We start from the raw sequence: 19675 nt of genomic DNA on the forward strand, positions 1-19675 counted from the left end.
TTCAGCGCTCGAGCTTGGGGATGGTGGTCGCGGCCGGTTCCGCCGGAGGGGCACTTTCACGTGAAAGTGCCGCGCCACGGAGTTCCTCGATCCGCTCGGCGAGGGTCGCCACCGTGGAGGATTCGAACAGCGTCTTCATGGCCAGCCGGGCGCCGGTGGTCTTGCGGACCTGGGCGATGAGCTGGATGGCGACCAGCGAGTTGCCGCCGAGGGCGAAGAAGTCGTCGTGCACGCCGACGCGCTCGACGCCGAGCACTTCGGCCCACTGCCGGGCGATCTCCGCTTCGAGGTCGGTGCGCGGGGCGAGGTAGTCGTCCTGCGCCTGCGCCTGCACCGTCTGCGTGACCTCTTCGGTCTCTTCGAGGCGTTCCGCGGTCACCCGGCGGTCGAACAGGTCGCGCACCGGGCGGGTGCTGATCACCACCTGGCCGCCGAGGCCGGGAGTCAGTGCCCGCAGGAACGCCTCGGCGCCGTCGACCGGCCGGATGCCCGCGGAATCCCCCGAGGGACCGGACACCGTGGACCTCGGCGTGGCCGCCGCGAGCCCGCCGCTCACCGCGCCTTCGTCGACCTGCCGCAGGACGAAGTCCTCGATTTCGACCAGGACGCGCCCGGTGTCGTCGCACAGCGTCAGGTCGGCGGAGATCACCTGGTCGCCGCCGGCGTCGCGGTAGCGCAGGTGGCTGTGGAAGCTCGCCGGGAGCGGGGCGTGCACGACCACCCGCCCGTAGCTCATCGGCAGGTAGGTGCCGCTCCCCCGGCCGCGGCCGAACGCGGTCGCGACGTCGAGCAGCGCCGGGTGCAGCCCCCAGCCCCGGTCGCCCGCCGCCGCGTCCGGTGCGACGAGCGACGCCAGTTCCTCGTGCTCGCCGACGTGGTGGGTGCGCAGCGCGGCCCAGCGCGGGCCGAAGGTGACCATGCTGGTGCGGCCGGTGCCGAAGGCGTTGCCGTCGTCGAGCACTGCGGTCCGGCCCCGCACCGCGTCGAGGTCCACAGTGGACGTGACCGGCGCCGGGATCCAGCCCGCCGAGCCGCGGACGTGCACCTTGCTCACCCCGGCCACGCGGCTGGTCACCGTGAAGCCGTCGCCGTCGAAGCCGACCCGGTACTCCGCGACGGCGCCTTCCGGCACGGAGAACGGCTCCAGGAACGCCACGTCCTGCAGTTCGACGACGTGGCCGTCGCCGGGGCGCGGCAGGGCCGCCTCGACCGCGGCCCGCACGGTTTCCAGGTGCCCGGTGCCCGGGACGACCGGCACGCCGGCGATCCGGTGCTCGGCCAGCAGCCAGTGCCCGGCCGCCGAGACGAGGCCGTGGCAGCTCTCGCCGGTGCGGGTGGTGAGCACCGGGTGGTCGACCGGGCCGTCCGCCTTGGTCCGGGTGGACCGGATCGTCGTCGGCGCGGCCACCTCGGCGGCCATGCCGACCTCGTCCCAGCCGCCCCAGTCGTGCGAGACGACGCGGGCCTGCCAGCCGTGGTCGCCGCGGGCGTAGGCGTCGAGGAAGTTGTTGGCCGCGCAGTAGTCGACCTGCCCGAAGTCGCCGGAGACCGCGGTGACCGACGAGCACAGCGCGACGAAATCCATCGGCAGGTCGGCGAACGCTTCGGCGAGGGCCAGGGTGCCGCCGATCTTCGGCGCCAGCACCGCGTGCGCGGCCGCCCGCTGCTTGACTTCGGCGACGCCGCCGCCGGGGAGCCCGGCCGCGTGCACGATCCCGTCGAGCCCGCCGAACTCGCGCTCGGCCAGCTCGCGGACTTCCCGCAGCCGGGCGGGGTCGGTGACGTCGGCGGCGAGGACGTGCACCACCGACCCGGCGGCCTCCATCCGCCGGATGGCGCGGATCGCCCGGCCCGCCCGGTCGGTTCCGCCGTGCTCATCCCACTCCTCCCGCGGCGGCAGGCCCCCGCGCGTCAGCAGGATCAGCTTCGCCCGGACGCGCAGGGCGAAGTCCTCGGCGAGGGTGATCCCGATCCCGCCGGTACCGCCGGTGATCAGGTACCGGCCGCCGTCCCGCAGCGCCGGCGCCGCCTCGGGGACGGTGAGCTGCGTGTACTCCAGGACCCAGCGCCGGCCTCCCCGCAGGGCGACCTCGGCTTCGGCCGGCCGGAACAGCTCGGCGACGACCTCCTCGGTCACGGCTTCGACGTCGATCCGCCGCACGACCGTGCCGGGGACCTCCAGCGGCAGGACCCGCGCGATGCCCGCGAGGGTCGCGTGTTCGGGCCGGGTCAGCTCGGTCCCCGTGACGTCGGCGGTGCCGATGCTCAGCACGTCGATCCGCATCGGCTCGCCCCAGGCCTGGACCAGGTTGAGGACGCTGAAGAACCCGCGCTCCTGGGCGGCCATCCCGGTTTCGGTGCCGTCGAGGGCCCACGCGTGGACCACCCGCTCCGGACGGTCACCCAGGGCGGCGACGAGTTCGTCGTAGTCCTCGCGCACCCCCGGCCGCAGGGTGAACCCCGCCGAGGTAACCGCGAACGCGGCGCCCGGCCGGACTTCGGTGACCGCGACCCCGGCGGCGCGCAGCAGGCCCGGGAGGACATCGCCGTCGACGAACGCGAGGCAGGAGGCGAACGGCTCACGCCGCAGGTCCGGCCCGGCCTGGCGCCAGGAAGGCACGGCGAACCACTCGTCGAGCGGCAGCGGCCCGCTCGGCCGCGCCGGTTCGGCGACCGTCCCGGCCGGGTCGGGATCGACCCAGTAGCGCTTGCGGGCGTAGGGGTAGCCCGGGAGGGGCACGCGGTACCCGGAAGCCGTGGGCTCGACGGGTACTCCGTGTGTCCACAAGAGACCGGCCGCGGCGTGGAGCGTTTCGACGTCGCCTTCGCGGTCGGTGCGGCCGGGCAGGCTCGGCCGGGGCGCGGGCAGGCCCTTCGGCACCTGGCCGCGGGCGAGCCCGGCCAGCTGGTGGCCCGGACCGCATTCGACGAGCGCCCAGCGGTCTCCGCCGTCGAACAGCGTCCGCACGCAGTCGCCGAACCGGACGGCCTGGCGCAGGTGCGCGGCCCAGTAGCCCGGATCGGTGGCCTGGGCGTCGGTGATCCAGCCGCCGGTCAGGTTCGACAGGAACGGCAGCGACGGCGCGGACCGCGGTACCGCGGCGACGGCCTCGGTGAACTCCGCCAGGATCGGGTCCATCATCGGCGAGTGGAAGGCGTGCGAGGTCACCAGCTCACGGCACTGCACGTCACTCGACCTGAGCAGCGCCGCGAAGTCCGCGACCGCGCCGGACGGCCCGGCGACGACGCAGGTGCCCGGGCCGTTGACGCCCGCGACGGCCAAGCCTTCGGGCAGCCGCTTCGTCACGGCCTCTTCGTCGAGCTGGACGGCGAGCATCGCACCGGACGGCACGCCCTGCATCAGCTCGCCCCGCCGGACGACCAGCCGCACGGCGTCGGCCAGGGTGAACACCCCGGCGACGGTCGCGGCGACGTACTCGCCGACGGAGTGCCCGACCATCGCCCCCGGCCGCACGCCCCAGCTGCGCCACAGCACGGCGAGGGCGTACTCGACGACGAACAGCGCGGGCTGGGTGTAGCGGGTTTCCCGCAGCTGGGCGTCCCCGCCGCGGTCGAAGATCAGCTCCTTCAGGCCCGGCAGGCCCGCCAGCTCGCAGCACTCGTCGACGGCCGCGGCGAAGACGGGCTCGCTGCGGTACAGCTCGGCGCCCATCCCGGCGTACTGCGCACCCTGCCCGGAGAACAGGAACGCCACCTTGAGCTCGTCCGCCCGCGCGGTCAGCAGCCGCCGCGGGTCGCGCAGGCCGTCGACCGCGTCTTCGGGGTCTCGGGCGACGAGGACCGCGCGGTGCGGGTACTCGGTGCGCCCGGCCGCGAGGGTGTGCGCGACGTCGGCGAGGTCGAGGTCGACGTCCCCGGCCAGCCGGTCGGCGAGGCGCTCCACCGCGGTGGCCAGGGTCTCCGGCGACTTCGCGGACACCCGCAGCAGGTGCGCCGGGTGCGGCCGCCGGTACCGCTGCGGCGCCGGTGCCTCCTCCAGGACGAGGTGGGCGTTGGTGCCGCCGACGCCGAACGAGCTGACGCCCGCCCGGCGCGGGCTGTCGGCCGCCTCCCACTTGGTCACCGTCCGCGCCGGGTAGAACGGGCTGCGCGGGAAGTCGATGCCCGGGTTCGGCTCTTCGTAGTTGATCGTCGGCGGGATCAGCCCGTGCTCCATCGCCAGCACGGTCTTGATGAGCGCCACCACGCCGGCCGCCTGGGACAGGTGGCCGATGTTCGACTTCACCGAGCCGATGGCGCACCAGCCGGTGTCCGCGGCGCCGTGTCCGTACACAGTGGACAAAGAGGTGATCTCGATCGGGTCGCCCAGCGCGGTGCCGGTGCCGTGCGCCTCGACGTAGGAGATGGTGCGCGGGTTCACCCCGGCCATGCCGACCGCCTGCGCGATCGCCTCGGTCTGCCCCGCGACGCTCGGCGCGGAGAAGCCGACCTTCGTGGCGCCGTCGTTGTTGATCGCGTTGCCGAGCACGACCGCCCGGATGTGGTCGCCGTCCTCCAGGGCTTGGGAGAGCCGCTTGACCAGGACGACGCCGACGCCGCTGCTCCACACCGTGCCGTTGGCACCGGCGTCGAACGCGCGCACGTGCCCGTCCGGCGAGGTGAAGCCCTCGACACCCATGTACCCGATGCCGTGCGGCATCTCCAGGTTCACGCCACCGGCCAGGGCCATGTCGCATTCGCCGTTGCGCAGGGCCTCGCACGCCAGGTGCACCGCGACCAGCGACGTCGAGCACGCCGTGTGGATCGCGAGGCTCGGCCCGCGCAGGTTCAGCTTGTAGGACACCGACGTCGTCAGGTAGCTCGGCTGGTTGCCGGTCGACATCCCGATGCCGCCGTGCTGGGACGCCATGACGCGCTCGTTGCGCAGCAGGTTCTCGACCAGGTAGCCGGTCCGCCCGGTGCCGCCGTAGACCCCGATCGCCCCGCGGTAGCGGGCCGGGTCGTAGCCGCCGTCGGTCAGCGCCGAGTGGCAGGCCTCGAGGAACACGCGGTGCTGCGGGTCGGTGATCTCGGCCTCGCGGCTGGTCATGCCGAACAGGTCGGCGTCGAACTCGTCGAAGCCGTCGACCACCGTCGTGGCGTTGACCCAGCTGGGATCGTCCAAAGTGGCCGGATCCGCCCCGCGGGCGAGCAGTTCTTCCCGCGTGGCGGGCTTGATGGACTCGACGCCGTCGACGAGGTTGCGCCAGAACTGCCGCAGGTCGGCGGCGCCCGGGACACGGGCGGCCATCCCGACGATCGCGATCGGCTCGGTGCCGGGGTCGGGTTCGAGGTCGTGGGTCACAGCGGTCGCTCCTGTTCCTGGCCGGTCGTGCCGGCACTGCGGCGGGGTCTTCTGGACGGGGTGCGCCCCCGGCGGGCGGCGACCCGCTCGGCGGCGCGGGCGAGCTCCGGGCTGGGGGCGGCCCCGGCGTGCAGGTGGGTCGCGAGGGCGCGGACGGTGGGGTGGGTGAACAGGTCCACCATCGGGATGCGGCGGCCGAGCCGGGTGGTGACTTCGGCGTGGACGCGGGCCAGTGCCAGCGAATGCCCGCCGATGTCGAAGAAGTTCTCGGTCACGCCCACGGCGTCGAGGCCGAGCACCTCCCGCCAGACCGCCGCGATGAGCGCCTCGGTGGCGGCCACGGCGGCGGCCACGGCGGCGGTGTCCGCCGTGGCCGTCGTGTCCACGGCGGGGGCCGGTTCCACCCGGACCGGGGCCCGGCCGGCGGCGCCCGGCGCGGCAGTCCGGACGGCCGCCCGCGGGAGCTCCGGCGCGCACGTCGCGGCCGGCCGGTCCGGCTCCGCGGCGAGCGCCGCGAGGAGCGCCGTGAAGTCCGCGGCCAGCGCGGCCATCCGGCCGGCGTCGAACAGGTCCGGGTTGTAGAGCAGCTCCACCCCGTGCTCGAGGACGTAGACGGTCAGGTCGAACGGCGAGCCGGGTTTCCCGACCGGCAGCCACGTCCCCCGCAGCCCGGGCAGGTCGAGCCGGGGTTCGGTGAAGTTCAGGACGTTGACCATCACCTGCACCAGCGGCGCCCGCGACGGGTCGCGCGGCACGCCGAGCGCGGCCACGAGCCGGTCGATCGGCGCCGCCGGGTGCGCGGTGGCGGCCAGGAGTTCCGCGCCGCCGGCCCGGACCTGCGTGGTGAAGTCCGCGTCCCCGGTGCGCAGCCGCACCGGGACGATGTCCACGAAGAACCCGGCCACGTCCTGGGTCTCGGGCAGCTGCCGGTCCGCGACGACGGTGGCGACCAGGTGGTCGTCCCCGCCGGTGAGCCGGCGCAGCAGCTGCCCGAACGCCGCCAGCACCACGCCGGCGCGGGTGGTCCCGGTGCGCCGGGCGAGCTCCCCGACGGCCTCGGCGACGCCGGCCGGGAACGCCTGGTGGTGGCTCGCCCCGCGGTAGGTCTGCACGGCCGGGCGCGGCCGGTCCCGCGGCAGGTCCACAGTGGACGGCGCGCCCGCCAGGTGCCCGGTCCACCAGGCCAGGTCGACGGCTTCGCGGCGCCGGTCGCGGTCGGCGCGCCAGACCGCGTAGTCCGCAAAGGACACCGGCAGGGGCGGCAGCGCCTCGCCGCGGTAGGCCGCGGTCAGGTCGGCGCAGAGGAGTTCCTGCGACCAGCCGTCGAACACCGCGTGGTGCAGCGTGAACCCGAGGACGTGCTCGCCGGGCCCCAGCTCGTAGAGCCGCACGCGCCACGGCGGTTCGCGGTCGAGCCGCACCGGTGCCGCCGCGTCGGCGGCCAGCCGGTCGCCCACGGCCTCGGCGGCCACCGGGATGACCGGCAGGGCGACGTCGTCCGGGGGCAGGCACTCGGCCCGCGGGACGCCGCCGACCGGCCGGATGCGCCAGCGCAGCACGTCGTGCCGTTCGGCCACCGCACGCAACGCCCTCCGCAGCGCACCGACGTCGAGGGGGCCGGTCAGCCGGAACGCCATCGCGATGTTGTACGGCGCCGCGTCCGGCGCGAGCTGGTCGAGGAACCACAACCGCCGCTGGGGCGGGGACAACACCGGTGCGTGCCCGGTCGTCAGGCCCGCCCCGGTGAGCGGGGCGGCCGCGGCCACCCGCCGGGTCAGCTCGGCCAGGGTCCGCCCGGCGAGGACGTCTTCCACGGACACGTCGGCGGCGAGCTCCGCCCGCAGCGCCGCGACCAGCCGCATCGCGGAGATCGAATCGCCGCCGGAGCGCAGGAAGTCGGTCCCGGCACCCGGCCCGAGCACCTTCCGCCACACCGCTTCCACCGGCGACCCGGGCGCGGCGGGCTCGGCGAGCTGGCCGGGCTCGGGCTCGGTTTCGGCGAGCGCCCGCAGGGCGGGCCGGTCGATCTTGCCGGTGCCGCTGTCGACGGGCAGCTCGGCCAGGCGCCGGATCGCGGCCGGGCGCATCGCTTCGGTCAGCCGGTCCCCCGCGTACGCGTGGATCTCCTCGTCGGACGGGGCCGACGCCGGGGTGAGGAACGCGACCAGCCGGGTGCCGCCGGGGGCCGGTACGGCTTCGACCGCGACGGCGTCGACGCCGGGGTGCGCGCCGAGCGCCGCCTCGACCTCGCCGAGCTCGATCCGCTGGCCGCGGACCTTCACCTGGCGGTCGGCCCGGCCGGCGAACTCCAGCCTGCCGTCGGGGCGGAGCCGGGCCAGGTCGCCGGTGCGGTAGCGCCGCTCCCCCGGCGTGACCGGGTCGTCGACGAACTTCCGGGCGGTCAGCTCGGGGCGGTTCAGGTAGCCCGCGGCCACGCCGGGGCCGCCGATGACCAGCTCACCCACCTCGCCCGGCGGGACGGGCCGCAGTGCGGCGTCGACGACGTACGCGCGGTGGTTCGGCGTCGGGGTGCCCAGCGGCAGCGGATCGGCCGGGATGCCGGTCACCTCGTCGGTGACCACGACGACGGTCGTCTCGGTCGGGCCGTAGGCGTTGAAGAACCGGCGGCCGGGCAGCCAGCGGGCGGCCAGCCCGGCGGGCACCGGCTCGCCACCGCACGCGATGGTCCGCCAGCCGGGCACGTCCGCGGGGTCCAGCAGCGACAGCAGCGTCGGGGTGATGAAACCCCAGTTCACGTCGTGCTCGACGACGAACCGGCGCAGCCGTTCCGGGTCGGCCCGGTCGGCCGAACCGACCAGCTGCACCGACCCGCCTGCCATCAGCGGCACGAACACGTCCATGGTGAACGCGTCGAACCCGGGTGAGGCGATGCCGAGTGTGCGGGTGCCCGGGCCGACCCCCAGCCGCCCGGCGAACCCGGTGGCGAACGCGACGATGTTGCGGTGGGTGGTGAGCACCCCCTTCGGCCGCCCGGTCGAGCCGGAGGTGTAGAGCACGTGCGCGGTGTTGCCCGGCGTGGCCGGGCAGACCCCGGGCGTGGCGGGCGGCGGGACGCCGATGCCGTGCGCGGGCCCGAACTCGGCGGCCGCGGCGTCGCCGATCACCAGCGACACTCCGGCGTCGGCGACGATCCCGGACCGCCGGGCCCGCGGCCCGCCCGGTTCGAGCGGGACGTAACAGCCGCCGGAGAACAGGACGCCGAGGACGGTGGTCACCAGTGCGGGTGTCCGGTGCGCGCACACCCCGACCCGGGATTCCGGGCCCACCCCGCGCTCCCGCAGGGCAGCCGCCACGCCCCAGGCCGCGGCGGTGAGCTCAGCGTAGGTGAGCCGGGTGGCGCCCTGCTGCACGGCGAGCGCGTCCGGCGTCCGCTCGGCCTGCGCCAGGACCAGGCCGGCGACCGTCATGTCCGAAGTGGACAGCTCCGGGGAGAACAGTGCTGGACAAGGCGGTGCTGGACAAGGCAAGGCCGGGCCGTCGATGCCCGTGCCGGGCAACGTGTCGGTCAACGTGAGCTCCCCAGTTCGGCACGGCCGCGGTGGCGGGCGTGCGGTTGTGCGTGCGGCTCACGGGTGGTGTCCCCGAGCCGGCGGGTCGATCCAGAACCTGCTGCGCTGGAACGGGTGGCCGGGCAGCGGCACCCGGCCCGGGCGGGCGCCGTCGTGCCGGGCGGCCCAGTCCACGCCGGCGCCGCCGACCCAGCGGGCGGCCAGTTCCCGGGCGGCACCGGGCGGGCCGGCCAGGTCGGTCCCGTCCGCCAGCAGCGCCTCGAGGGCTTCGACGGCCTCGGCCGCGGTCGTCGCGACCACGGCCGCGCGTGCGGCGAGCTCCCGGCGTCCGACGGCGAGGGTGTAGGCGACGTCGGCCAGGTCCGGCGGGTCGGCGGCGAGCCGGTCCCGCAACGCCGCGAGCGTCGCCCGCAGAGCTGTCCGGTCCCGCGCGGACACCGGCAGGACGTGCGGCCCGTCGGCCGTCACCCGCGGGCCGGGTGCCGGAGCCTCTTCGACGAGCACGTGGACGTTGGTCCCGCCCATGCCGAAGGCACTCACCCCGGCCACCCGCCGCGGGACCTCCGGCCAGTCGGCGGCCTTGACGGGCACGTAACACGGCCCGCCGGCCAGGTCGACCTCCGGGTGCGGCGCGGTGAAGTGCAGGTTCGGCGGGATCACGCCGTGGCGCACGGAAAGCACGGCCTTGAGCAGCCCGGCCACCCCCGCGGCCGCGTCGAGGTGGCCGATGTTCGTCTTGACCGAGCCGAGCGCGCAGGTGCCGGCCGGGACGTCCCGGTACACCCGGTTGACCGCGGCCACCTCGATGGCGTCACCCAGCGGGGTGCCGCTGCCGTGCGCTTCGATCAGCCGCACTTCGGCCGGGTCGACCTCGGCCACGGCCAGCGCCTCGGCGATCGCGGCGGCCTGGCCGGCCGGGCTCGGCACGGCGTACCCGGCGCGGTCGCCGCCGTCGTTGGTCATCGCCCAGCCCGGCAGCACGGCGTGGATGTGGTCGGCGTCGGCGAGCGCGTCGGACAGCCGCCGCAGCACCACGACCCCGGCGCCCGAGCCGAACCCGGCGCCGTCGGCCGCCGCGTCGAACGACCGGCAGCGGCCGTCCGGCGAAGCCATCCCGCCGGCGCGGTAGCGCGGCCACGTGACGCTCACGCCCCCGGCGATCGCCAGGTCGCAGCGGTACTCGGCGAGGCTCTGGGCGGCCAGGCCGACCGCGGCGAGCGAACTGGAGCAGGCACTCTGGACGGCGATCGCGGGTCCGGTGAGGCCGAGCCGGTAGGCGACCTGGCCGGGCAGGTGGTCGGTCAGCTGGCGGCCGGGCAGCCGGCCTTCCCAGTCGTCGGGGTCGACGTCACCGGTGACGGCCGGGTTGCCGAACAGGTGGAACAGGAAGTACCGGTTCACCCCCGTGGAGGTGAACACGCCGACCGGGCCGTGTTCCCGCGCCGGGTCGCGGCCGGCGTCCTCCAGCGCCCGCCACGCCGTCTCCAGGAAGAGCCGGTGCTGCGGGTCGGTCAGCGCGGCCTCCTCCGCGGTGAACCCGAAGAACCCGGCGTCGAAGTCCTCGACACCGTCGAGCCGGCCCCCGGCACGCACGTGCCCGGGGTCCGCGCGCAGGCCCGGGCCGATGCCGAGGGCGGCCAGCTCGTCGTCGGTGTAGTCGTGGATCGCGTCGGCCCCCGCGCAGAGGTTCCACCAGAACGCGTCGGCGTCCGGCGCGCCGGGGAACCGGCAGGCGAGCCCGACGACGGCGATCAGGTCGCTGCCGGGTTCATCCGCTCCCGGCTCCTCGCCCACCGCACGCAAGTCGTCCGAAGTGGACTCGGCCAGGTACGCCGCCTGCGCTGCGACCGTCGGGTGCTCCAGCAGGCTCAGCAGCGGGAGCTCGGCGCCGAACTCGGCGGCCAGCCGCTGCTGGACCCGGCCCAGCAGCAGGGAATGGCCACCGACGTCGAAGAACGCGTCCGTGGTGCCGATCCGGTCGTGCCCGAGCACCGCACACCAGATCGCGTGCACCCGGCGCTCCGCCGGAGTCATCGGCCCGGCCTCGACGGGTGCGGGCGGGCGCGGATCCGGAAGCGCTTCTTCGTCGAGCTTGCCGCTGACGGTGAGCGGGAACGCCGGGACCACGGTCACGGCCGCGGGCACCGCGTGCCCGGGCAGCACCCCGGCCAGCGCGGCCCGCAGCGCCGTCCCGTCCGCCCGGACCCCCGCCGCCGGGACGACGTAGGCGAGCAGCTCCCCGTCGCGGACGATGGCGCGCGCTTCGGCCACTTCGGGCCGTTCGCCGAGCCGGGCCTCGATCTCGGTCAGCTCGATCCGGAACCCGCGCACCTTGACCTGCCGGTCGAGCCGGCCGAGGCAGACGAGATTCCCGTCCGGGAGGACCCGCCCGAGATCGCCGGTGCGGTAGCTGCGGACGCCGCCGGCGGTGGTGCCGAAGGCCGGGCTCGGCCCGCCGAAGTAGCCGTCGACCAGGTACTCGCCGCTGACCTCGAGCTCACCGCCGTCGAGCACGGTGAGCGCGTACCCCGGCAGCGCCGTCCCGATCGGCAGCGGACCGGTGGCGTCCGCGTCGACGTCCGCGGCGGTCAGCCGGTACTGGGCGGCGAAGGTCACTTCGGTCGCGCCGTAGCCGTTGACGAACACGCAACCGGGCGCGAACCGGCCGCGGCGGACGTCGGCGTAGGTGGCCTGCTCGCCACCCAGCAGGACGATCCGCACCGAGGGCAGGCCGCCCTCGAGGGCGTCGAGCAGGTAGCGGTAGACCGTGGGCGTCGAGTGGTAGACGGTCACCTCGTGCCGCGCGAGTGCGCGGGCCGCGTGGGCCACGCCGTGGGCGCGGACGTCGACCGGCACCACGGCGGCGCCGGTCAGCAGCGCCGGGTAGAGGTCGGGGATCGCCGCGTCGAACCCGAAGGAGGCCAGCAGGCTGACCCGGTCGGCGCCGGTGATGCCGAGCGCCGTGATCTGGTTGTCCACCACGTGCAGCAGGTTGCGGTGGGTCTGCGCGACCGCCTTCGGCGTCCCGGTGGAACCGGAGGTGAACAGCACGTAGGCCGGCGAGTCCGGGTGCGGGCCGGGCACCGGCAGCGGCGCGGTGTCACCCTCGCCGTCCTTTCCGTCCTTTCCCGACCGCACGACACGAGCGGATCCGGCGCGGCACAGGGCTTCCGCCGGCTCGAGGTGCTCGGGGTCGGCCAGCACGGCCGACACCCGGGCGGCCGCGACCTGGTGGGCCAGCCGGTCCCGCGGGAACGTCGGGTCCAGGGGGACGTAGGCACACCCCGCGGCCAGCGTGCCGAGGATCGCCGCGACGGCGGACGTGCCGTGCCCGGTGACCAGGCCGACGAACTCGCCCGGCCGCACCCCGGCGTCGAGCAGCCGGGCGGCGTGCCCGCCGGCCAGCGCGGCCAGCCTGCCGTAGCTGACCGCCTCGCCGTCGCCGAGGACCGCGATCCGATCGGGCGTCCGCCGGGCGATTTCCGCGAAACGTCCGAGAATTCCGCCTTGCGTCATCGCCGGCCGTCGACTCCCGACGGCGAATAGGCGCGCGAAAACCAAGGTGGTGACGTGGACTTCATCTCACTCCCCAGTGCGTTTGACGAAGAATCACGCAAGGTTAAGCGTCACGACACGGTCTGGGGGTACGCAATCCGCAGAGTTCAGCCGAATGCCCTATCGATCCTGGACCGGTTGCTCCATTTTCCCACGTCATCCACAGGCCAGACGCGGTCATTGGCCACTGTGGACATTCGCCCGACTACTGCCGGTAATCACGAAACCTGAATTCGGACGCGGCATCGGTCGGATATTCACCGACAACCGATTCGATCGCTTTGTTTCACGACGATACGGGTGGCGTTTTCACGAGATCGATTCAGCCGGTGGCGCGCGGCAGCCGGCCGAGGCGCGACCGGGCGCCGTCCTGTAGTGAGCGCAGCTTGCCGTGAGCCCGGCCTGAAGTGAGCCCGGCCTGCAGGGAGATCAGCTGTGGCGAGCTCAGCCCGCGTTGGCCAGGAAGCCCCGGCCCGATGGCGCGCTGCGCATGAGGCACCCGTGGCACGGCATGCCGCGCAGCCCGTCCAGCACCTCGGCTTCGCCCGGGAAGATCGACTCACCGCACAACGCCGTCAGGCGCTCCGGCACGGGGCCGGTGGGCACGGGGATCAGGTGGCAGACGCGTCTGCTCTCGCCGACGACGCCTCGGCGTAGCCGCACCAGTGCGAGCATCCCACCGTTCTCACCCATGGGAGCAAGGTAAGTGAAGATCGGCCCAACGGCTTCGTGCCATCGGCCCAACGATCTTGGAACCCGGTGGTCCGGGACACCAAAGTCACGCCGGGGTGAGCACCGCCGAGCCCAGCCGGCGGCACAGGGCGAGCGCCAGCTCGACGTCCAGGCGTCCCTCGCCGAGCCCGCGCGGCAGCAGTTCCTGCGCCTTGCGGACCCGGTACTGCACCGAGTTCTTGTGCATCGTCAGCTCGGCGGCCGCCGCGGTGTAGCTGCCGCCGGTGGCCAGGAAGACCCGCAGTGTCTCGCGCAGGCGGCTGCCGTTCTCGTCGTCGGCGGCCAGCGGGCCGAGCGTGCTCGCGACCCACAGGCGGGCCGCGTTCAGGTCGCTCGTCATCAGCGCCACCGTGCCGACCTCGCGGAAGGTCAGCACGTGGTCGCAGTGCTCGCCGGCGGCCAGCGCCAGCGCGTGCACCCGCCGGGCCTGCTGGTGGGTGTCGCGGAAGCCGGCCACCCCGGTGCCGGGGTCGCCGACGGTCACGCGCACGCCGGCTTCGGCTCCGGCGAGCGCCGCGTCGAGGTGCTCCCGGCCGACCGTCGCGCCCGGCGCGAGCGGGAGCCACACCCAGGCGCTGGCCTCGTCGCGGGGCACGAACAGCGGACGGCCCTGCCCGCGGACGCGCTCGAACACCGCGCCCGCGACCGACTCCAGCGACGACAGCGCATCGTCGACGAAGGCCGCCGACGCGTGCCAGACGATCATGCCCACGTGCGTGCCGCGCAGCCGGTAGCCGATCACCGCCTCCGCCGCGTCGACGTCGGGCGGGCCGCCGTTCCCGTCGAGCAGGTCCGCCACCTTCGCCGCCCGCGCGGCACTGCGGTTGAGCAGCCAGCGGTCGCGTTCGTCCTGGTAGACGCCGACGAGCTGGCGGACGACGCGGGTGATGAACTCGTAGGCGACCCGGAGCAGCCGTCGCATCATGGCCCCGAGCAGGGCTGCGTCGTCGACCAGCCGGGTGCACTCCTGGAACCCGAAGTCGAGCATCGCGGCCTGCCCGAGGTCGTAGGCGCGGATCAGGTCGAACACCGGCGTGCCGCGCTGCGCCAGCCGGCGCGCGTACTCGATCGCCGCGGCCGGCGGCTCGACGCCGGCCGGGTCGATGCCGTGCCGGAAGATCTGCAGCGCGGTTTCGATGTTCTGGTACACGCTCGCCGACAGCAGGCTCACCATGCGCTCGTCGTCGTTGACCAGCTGCGGCAGATCGGCGGCGTACAGCTGGACCAGCTCGCCGGTGAGCTCGCTCGCCCGGCCCTCGAGGGTGGCGGCGATCTGCTGGATGCGCTCCGAGACGACTTCTTCGTCCACCATGGAGCCACCTTAGGGGGTCGCGCCTCAAGCCGGCCGAGGAACTCGTCGATCATGTCGAACGTCGCGCCCGCCCGGCCGGCGCGGCCCGGCGGCCGCACGGCGCGCAGTGCCCGGCAACCCGGCTCAACCCAGCATTCGGACGCGGGGAATACGACATTCGGATCCACCATTTTGTTAAGTCGTCGTTAAGCAGAACATCGAAAGACTCGAAAATTTCGCGAAAGAGCGGACCGCTTTCCCCGTAAAGGTCTGGACCATGGCCGACCACAAGGGAAAGATCACCCGTACGGCGGCTTCTCCTTGTCCTGCAACGATGCTGGATCGGCGCCGTCGCCGGCTCCCGGGGTTTGGGAAATTCGCTTACACGACATTTGGCGCTTGTGGCCACTGTCCATGACCGGTATATCTGTTTGACCGGAATTCGCACGCGGCCGGCCGCACCACCGGCCGGTTCGCTGCCGTCCTCTCCCCGCTCACCGGAGGCACCATGCACCGCCTGGACCCGGCCCGCGAACACTTCATCGGGCTCTACCGCATCGTCATCGGCTTCCTCTTCGCCTGCCACGGCCTCAAGACGCTCTTCGGCTTGTTCGGCGCGAAGTCCACCGCCGCCGTCGGCGCCTGGCCCGGCTGGTGGGCCGCGGTCATCCAGCTCGTGTGCGGCGTGCTGGTCTGCGTCGGCCTCGGCGCCCGGGTCGCCGCCGTGCTCGGCTCCGGCTCGATGGCTTACGCGTACTTCGTCGTCCACCTGCCGACCGGGCTGTTCCCGATCCAGAACGGCGGCGAGCTCTCCGCCCTGTTCTGCTGGTCGCTGCTCCTCATCGCGTTCGTCGGCGCGGGCCGCTTCGCGCTGGGCAACCTGGCGGTCCGGCAGCGGTCGTCCGAGCCGACCCGGGCCGGCGCCGCAATCTAGGCGGAGCGCGAGATCCCGACGCCGCTGCGCGCGTCGGGACCGTACTTCGCCAGCTCCGCCGCGAGGTCGAGCCGTCCGGTCGACGCGGCCTTCGCGCGGTCCTCGTCGGCCAGCAGGTCGCGGGGGATGATCCAGACGACCTCGAACTCCAGCCCGCTGGGATCCTTGGCGTACAAGGATTTCGTGGTTCCGTGGTCGGACGAGCCGACCAGCGCGCCCGCTTCGGTGAGCCGGGCGGCGAGCCGCTCGAGGTCGCCGAGGGTGTCGACCTCCCAGGCGAGGTGGTACAGCCCGGCCGAGGTCCGCCCGGCCCCGGAGTCCGCGGCGTCCGCGCCGATCTCGAAGAGGCCGAGATCGTGGTCGTTGGCCGACCCGGGCGCCCGCAGGAACGCCGCACCGCGGTGCGCGTCGCCGCCGTCGATGTACCCGAAGCCGAGCACGTCCCGGTAGAACGCCACGCTTTCGGCGAGGTTCCGGACGTAGAGCACGGCGTGGTTCAGGCGGAAGATCGACATCGGGGACTCCGTGCTGCGCGCAGATCGGTTGAAGTTTCAACTGAATCGTAGGCGCGCCTTCCGGACCGGTCAAGCAGACCCACTCTCGGTACGTCCGGTGACCGACCGGGCGACAAACCTTCGACACCGCATCGAGGCCCTGGTCAGGGGCGCCGGCGGTTCGTAGGGTGGGTTCACCGCAGGACACCGTGTCAGCTGTCCCGCGGGCGGTGGTGCCCCCGGAGCCGACCTTTCCCCGAAGCCAAGTCCCGGGGCACCACCGCATCATCCCGCCGATCGCGCCGACCCGGCCTCCGTGCGCTCATTTACATACATACACCATGTATGTAACCTCCTCGTATGACGAAGCGCAGCGAATCACTGGGCCGGGAGCACCGCGTCCGGCTGCCCGCCGGCGAAGTCCGGTACTGCGAGCGGGGCGCCGGAGCCCCGGTGGTGTTCGTGCACGGGGTGCTGACGAACGCCGAGCTGTGGCGGAAGGTCGTGCCGGACGTCGCCGCGGCCGGATTCCGGTGCCTGGCGCCGGACCTGCCGCTCGGCTCGCACGACGTCCCGATGCACCCGGACGCCGACCTCTCCCCCACCGGCAACGCCGATCTCATCGCGGACTTCCTCGAAGCGCTCGACCTGCGGGACGTCACCCTCGTCGCGAACGACACCGGAGGTGCGCTGACGCAGATCCTGCTCAGCCGGCGTCCCGAGCGGGTCGGCCGGGTCGTGCTCACGCCGTCCGACTGCTTCGAGTACTTCTTCCCCCCGATCTTCAAGGCCCTGCCGCCGCTCGCCCGGATCCCCGGGTCGATGGCCGTGCTCGGGCAGCTGCTGCGGATCCGGGCCCTGTACCCACTGCCGGTCCTGTTCGGCTGGGTGGTCAAGCGACCACTGCCGGACGCCGTCGCGCAGGCCTACCTCGCGCCGCTGCGGAAGTCCGCCGGAGTACGCCGGGACCTGCGGAAACTCCTGCGGGAGGTACATCCGCGGCACACGCTCGCCGCCGCCGGGGCACTGCGGACCTTCGACCGGCCGGTGCTGCTCGCGTGGGCGACGGAGGACCGGCTGTTCCCGATCCGGCTGGCCCACCGGCTCGCCGCGCTGTTGCCGGACGCGAAGCTCGTGGAGGTGCCGGACGCCTACACCTTCCTGTCCGAGGACCAGCCCGCGGTGCTGGCCCGCCACGTCGTCGAGTTCGCGGGTGTCATGGCAGATTAGGCGGGTGCGACGTACCCAGCAGGACCGTTCCGCCGGCACGAAGGCCGCCCTGGTCGCCGCCGCGCGCGAACTGTTCGCCACCCGCGGCTACCAGTCGGTGCCCGCCGACGAGATCACCCGCGCCGCCGGGGTGACCCGCGGCGCGCTGTACCACCACTACGGCGACAAGCAGGGCTTGTTCCGCGCCGTCGTCGAGGAACTGGAACGCGAGCTCACCGAAGAGGTCCGGGCCGCGTTCGCCGTCGGCCCGGACCCGCTCACCGGCATGCTGCAGGGCCTCGGCGTCTTCCTCGACGCCTGTCTGCGCGAAGAGGTCCGGCGCATTTCGCTCACCGACGCCCCCGCCGTGCTCGGCTGGGACGTCTGGCGTGAGATCGAGGCGGAGTACGGCCTCGGCCTGATCATCGCCGTGCTGGAGCAGGCCCGCGCGGACGGGCTGATCGTCGAACTGCCCGTCCGCGCCCTGGCGCAGCTGGTGCTCAGCGCGGTGATGGAGGCGGCGCGGATGATCGCCGCGGCCGACGACCCGGCGCGGACCCGCGCCGAAGTCCAGCAGGTTCTCGGCGGCTGGCTCGGCAGCCTCCTGCGGACCGCCTAGCGCGACCGCACCGGCTACGCCGTCACGAGCGACAGGCCGTAGGTCTGCAGGATCTCGTTGACCGGCTGGAACCACGTCTCGCCGCCGGAGCGGCAGTTGCCCCAGCCGCCGGAGGTGACACCCTGGGCCTGGTCACCGGTGATGAACGAACCACCGGAGTCGCCGGGCTCGGCGCAGACGCTGGTGCGGGTCATCTGGTGGACCGCGCCCTGTGCGTAGTTGACGGTCTCGTTCTGGCCCAGCACCGTGCCGCAGTGCCAGTGCGTGGTCGAGCCCGAGCGGCACACCGACGTGCCGACCGGCGCGACCCAGGATCCGCGGACGAGCGCGTCGCTCACCGTGCCCCAGCCGAGCACGACCGGCGCGGTCCACCAGCCGCCGCCGATGCGGATGAACGAATAGTCGTTGCCGGGGAAGGAAGAGCCGGCGAAGGTACCCATCCACGAGCCGTCCCAGCCGACGACCGAGCTGCCCGTGCCACCGCAGTGCCCGGCGCTGACGAACCCGCCCTGCACGGAGAAACCGATCGAGCAGCGGGTGTTGCCGTTGATGTAGTACGGGTCGCCGCCGACGGTGCCGGCCGCGAAGGGCTCCGCCGCCGGCGCGGTCGCCACCGTAACCGGCCCGGCCTTGGCCGCCCGGGCCAGGAAGGCGTCCACGTCCGCGCCGCGGGCGCCCGGCCGCACGGTGACCACGACGCTGCCGGCCCGCGGGTCGGCGCGCCAGCCGGTGACGGCGGCCGGGGCCGGATCTGCCTTGGCCGACGCGTCGATGGCGGCCTTCGCGGCGTCGAGCGCCGCGGCACTGGTCCGGGCCGCGACGGGTTCGGCTCCCGCCCGCCGGACGGCGGCGGCCGCGGCCGGGTCGGTCACGCCGACGACCAGCTTGCCCCGCGCGGGATCGAACCACGCGCCGCCGAACGCGGGGCCGGCCGCCTGCTGCGCGACGGGCAGCACCCGGGCGGCGGACATTTCCCGGGTGAGCCGGGCCGACGCCTGGGTGGCGGTGAGCCCGAGGTCCCGCTGCATGGCGGCGAGCAGCCCGGGTGACGCCTGGGCGGCCGCGGGGGTGAGGGCGGTCAGGGACGCGGCGAGGACGGCGGTGGCGCTGCCGAGGGTCAGGGCGATTCTTCGACGCATGGGAACTCCTCCAAGGCCGGGGGAAAGAAACACACCGTCCGCAGAGTGTGCGGGCCGAGCCCTCGCCAGGTCCAGATTTGTCCGGTCTTCTGTCCCGAAACCACCGGCTGCTTGTGCACTGTGGACACCGGGAACTCCTTCGGGGGCAAGGGTTTCCCGCGCACGACCGAAATGCGGACCAGGCCACCGGCCCGCCCGCGCCGTGCCACCACCCCTTCGTCGCGGCGTTGCAGAAAGGTCTGAACCAAGTAGAACACGGCGCCGCGGCCGAGGAGCCCGAACCCGAGTCTGCCGGGCACCGGACGTGCCCGGCCGTCCCCCGCCGGGCCCGAACTGCGCCGGAACACCGGCACGACGCCGCCCGGCCACCGAAAGGCCGGCAGCCGGGCGGTTCCGTGCGCGAATCAGATTTCGTGGACCCGGTAGGCGACCACCTGGGCGGGCACGAACAGCACACCGGCGCACTCCGCGACCGCCGGGCCGAATCCGTAAGGCACCGGAAGGCCGGCCACCAGCCAGAACGCGCTGCCGTTCGCGCAGTGCGCGATCACGCGGTATCCGTAGCTCTCACCGGGAAAGCAGCTGACGGAGACGCCTTGTCCGAACAGAATCCCGTAGCGCTCGGCGAAGCAACCGGGTGGCGCGAAATCGCCGGTCCCCGCGGCCGCCGGCACGGCCGACAGACCGAGCAGGGAAAACACAGCGATCGCAAAAACCGAGCATTTCCTTCGCATGAACACTCCCTAACACCGAGAACCCGACATCACGAGCGTAGAAGCGCACGAGAATTACCGGCAATTCATCGGGCCAGTGAATCGGCGCAGCGGAAAGTCACCCCGCTGCTCCATCCGGGCTAGTCCGAGCCCC

The 19675-nt window shown here is 73.8% G+C and carries 11 protein-coding genes; 3 read left to right on the forward strand and 8 right to left on the reverse strand.

Annotated elements, in window-relative coordinates; all coding sequences use genetic code 11:
• Nucleotide 1 precedes the first annotated feature (1 nt).
• The 5 genes from ACLJQE_RS29515 to ACLJQE_RS29535 all read right to left on the reverse strand — a co-directional run bounded on the left by ACLJQE_RS29515 (nucleotide 2) and on the right by ACLJQE_RS29535 (nucleotide 14434).
• A complete protein-coding gene (locus tag ACLJQE_RS29515) occupies nucleotides 2-5305 on the reverse strand; it encodes an SDR family NAD(P)-dependent oxidoreductase (RefSeq protein ID WP_410642725.1) in 5304 nt (1767 codons plus the stop codon).
• Complete coding sequence (locus tag ACLJQE_RS29520) at nucleotides 5302-8835, reverse strand: amino acid adenylation domain-containing protein (RefSeq protein ID WP_410642727.1); 3534 nt, start codon at nucleotides 8833-8835, stop codon at nucleotides 5302-5304. The genes ACLJQE_RS29515 and ACLJQE_RS29520 overlap by 4 nt, the downstream gene beginning before the upstream one ends.
• 57 nt (nucleotides 8836-8892) lie before the next feature.
• Nucleotides 8893-12351, reverse strand: coding sequence for an AMP-binding protein (locus tag ACLJQE_RS29525; RefSeq protein ID WP_410642728.1), 3459 nt, complete (start codon nucleotides 12349-12351; stop codon nucleotides 8893-8895).
• A gap of 483 nt (nucleotides 12352-12834) precedes the next feature.
• Entirely contained in the window at nucleotides 12835-13083 is a 249-nt protein-coding gene (locus ACLJQE_RS29530; protein ID WP_410642729.1) for a hypothetical protein, read from the reverse strand.
• Between the two features lie 85 nt (nucleotides 13084-13168).
• A complete protein-coding gene (locus tag ACLJQE_RS29535) occupies nucleotides 13169-14434 on the reverse strand; it encodes a PucR family transcriptional regulator (protein WP_410642730.1) in 1266 nt (421 codons plus the stop codon).
• Nucleotides 14435-14921: 487 nt separating this feature from the next.
• Between ACLJQE_RS29535 and ACLJQE_RS29540 the strand changes: the two genes are divergently transcribed.
• Nucleotides 14922-15347 carry a DoxX family protein gene (locus ACLJQE_RS29540; protein WP_410642731.1) on the forward strand — a complete coding sequence of 142 codons (426 nt, stop codon included), beginning with the start codon at nucleotides 14922-14924 and terminating at the stop codon, nucleotides 15345-15347.
• Here ACLJQE_RS29540 and ACLJQE_RS29545 read toward each other — a convergent pair.
• A complete protein-coding gene (locus ACLJQE_RS29545; protein WP_410642732.1) occupies nucleotides 15344-15862 on the reverse strand; it encodes a VOC family protein in 519 nt (172 codons plus the stop codon). The two genes, ACLJQE_RS29540 and ACLJQE_RS29545, sit on opposite strands and share 4 nt — an antisense overlap.
• 339 nt (nucleotides 15863-16201) lie before the next feature.
• Here ACLJQE_RS29545 and ACLJQE_RS29550 point away from each other — a divergent pair, with 339 nt between their 5' ends.
• A complete protein-coding gene (locus ACLJQE_RS29550; protein ID WP_410642733.1) occupies nucleotides 16202-17071 on the forward strand; it encodes an alpha/beta fold hydrolase in 870 nt (289 codons plus the stop codon).
• A gap of 4 nt (nucleotides 17072-17075) precedes the next feature.
• On the forward strand, nucleotides 17076-17669 hold the full coding sequence (locus ACLJQE_RS29555; protein WP_410642734.1) for a TetR/AcrR family transcriptional regulator: 594 nt from the start codon (nucleotides 17076-17078) through the stop codon (nucleotides 17667-17669).
• Nucleotides 17670-17683: 14 nt separating this feature from the next.
• On the opposite strand, the gene ACLJQE_RS29560 is transcribed toward ACLJQE_RS29555, so the two are convergent.
• Both ACLJQE_RS29560 and ACLJQE_RS29565 read right to left on the reverse strand, forming a co-directional pair.
• A complete protein-coding gene (locus tag ACLJQE_RS29560; RefSeq protein ID WP_410642735.1) occupies nucleotides 17684-18808 on the reverse strand; it encodes a S1 family peptidase in 1125 nt (374 codons plus the stop codon).
• A gap of 404 nt (nucleotides 18809-19212) precedes the next feature.
• Nucleotides 19213-19542, reverse strand: coding sequence for a hypothetical protein (locus tag ACLJQE_RS29565; protein ID WP_410642834.1), 330 nt, complete (start codon nucleotides 19540-19542; stop codon nucleotides 19213-19215).
• Nucleotides 19543-19675: the final 133 nt, after the last annotated feature.

Source organism: Amycolatopsis sp. lyj-346 (assembly GCF_046548975.1).
Taxonomy (GTDB): domain Bacteria; phylum Actinomycetota; class Actinomycetes; order Mycobacteriales; family Pseudonocardiaceae; genus Amycolatopsis.

Bases quoted from the DNA above. Each gene is read 5' to 3' on its own strand.
- ACLJQE_RS29525 (WP_410642728.1), bottom strand. From the start codon at position 12,351: ATGACGCAAGGCGGAATTCTCGGACGTTTCGCGGAAATCGCCCGGCGG.
- ACLJQE_RS29535 (WP_410642730.1), bottom strand. From the start codon at position 14,434: ATGGTGGACGAAGAAGTCGTCTCGGAGCGCATCCAGCAGATCGCCGCC.
- ACLJQE_RS29530 (WP_410642729.1), bottom strand. From the start codon at position 13,083: ATGGGTGAGAACGGTGGGATGCTCGCACTGGTGCGGCTACGCCGAGGC.
- ACLJQE_RS29540 (WP_410642731.1), top strand. From the start codon at position 14,922: ATGCACCGCCTGGACCCGGCCCGCGAACACTTCATCGGGCTCTACCGC.
- ACLJQE_RS29565 (WP_410642834.1), bottom strand. From the start codon at position 19,542: ATGCGAAGGAAATGCTCGGTTTTTGCGATCGCTGTGTTTTCCCTGCTC.
- ACLJQE_RS29545 (WP_410642732.1), bottom strand. From the start codon at position 15,862: ATGTCGATCTTCCGCCTGAACCACGCCGTGCTCTACGTCCGGAACCTC.
- ACLJQE_RS29550 (WP_410642733.1), top strand. From the start codon at position 16,202: ATGACGAAGCGCAGCGAATCACTGGGCCGGGAGCACCGCGTCCGGCTG.
- ACLJQE_RS29560 (WP_410642735.1), bottom strand. From the start codon at position 18,808: ATGCGTCGAAGAATCGCCCTGACCCTCGGCAGCGCCACCGCCGTCCTC.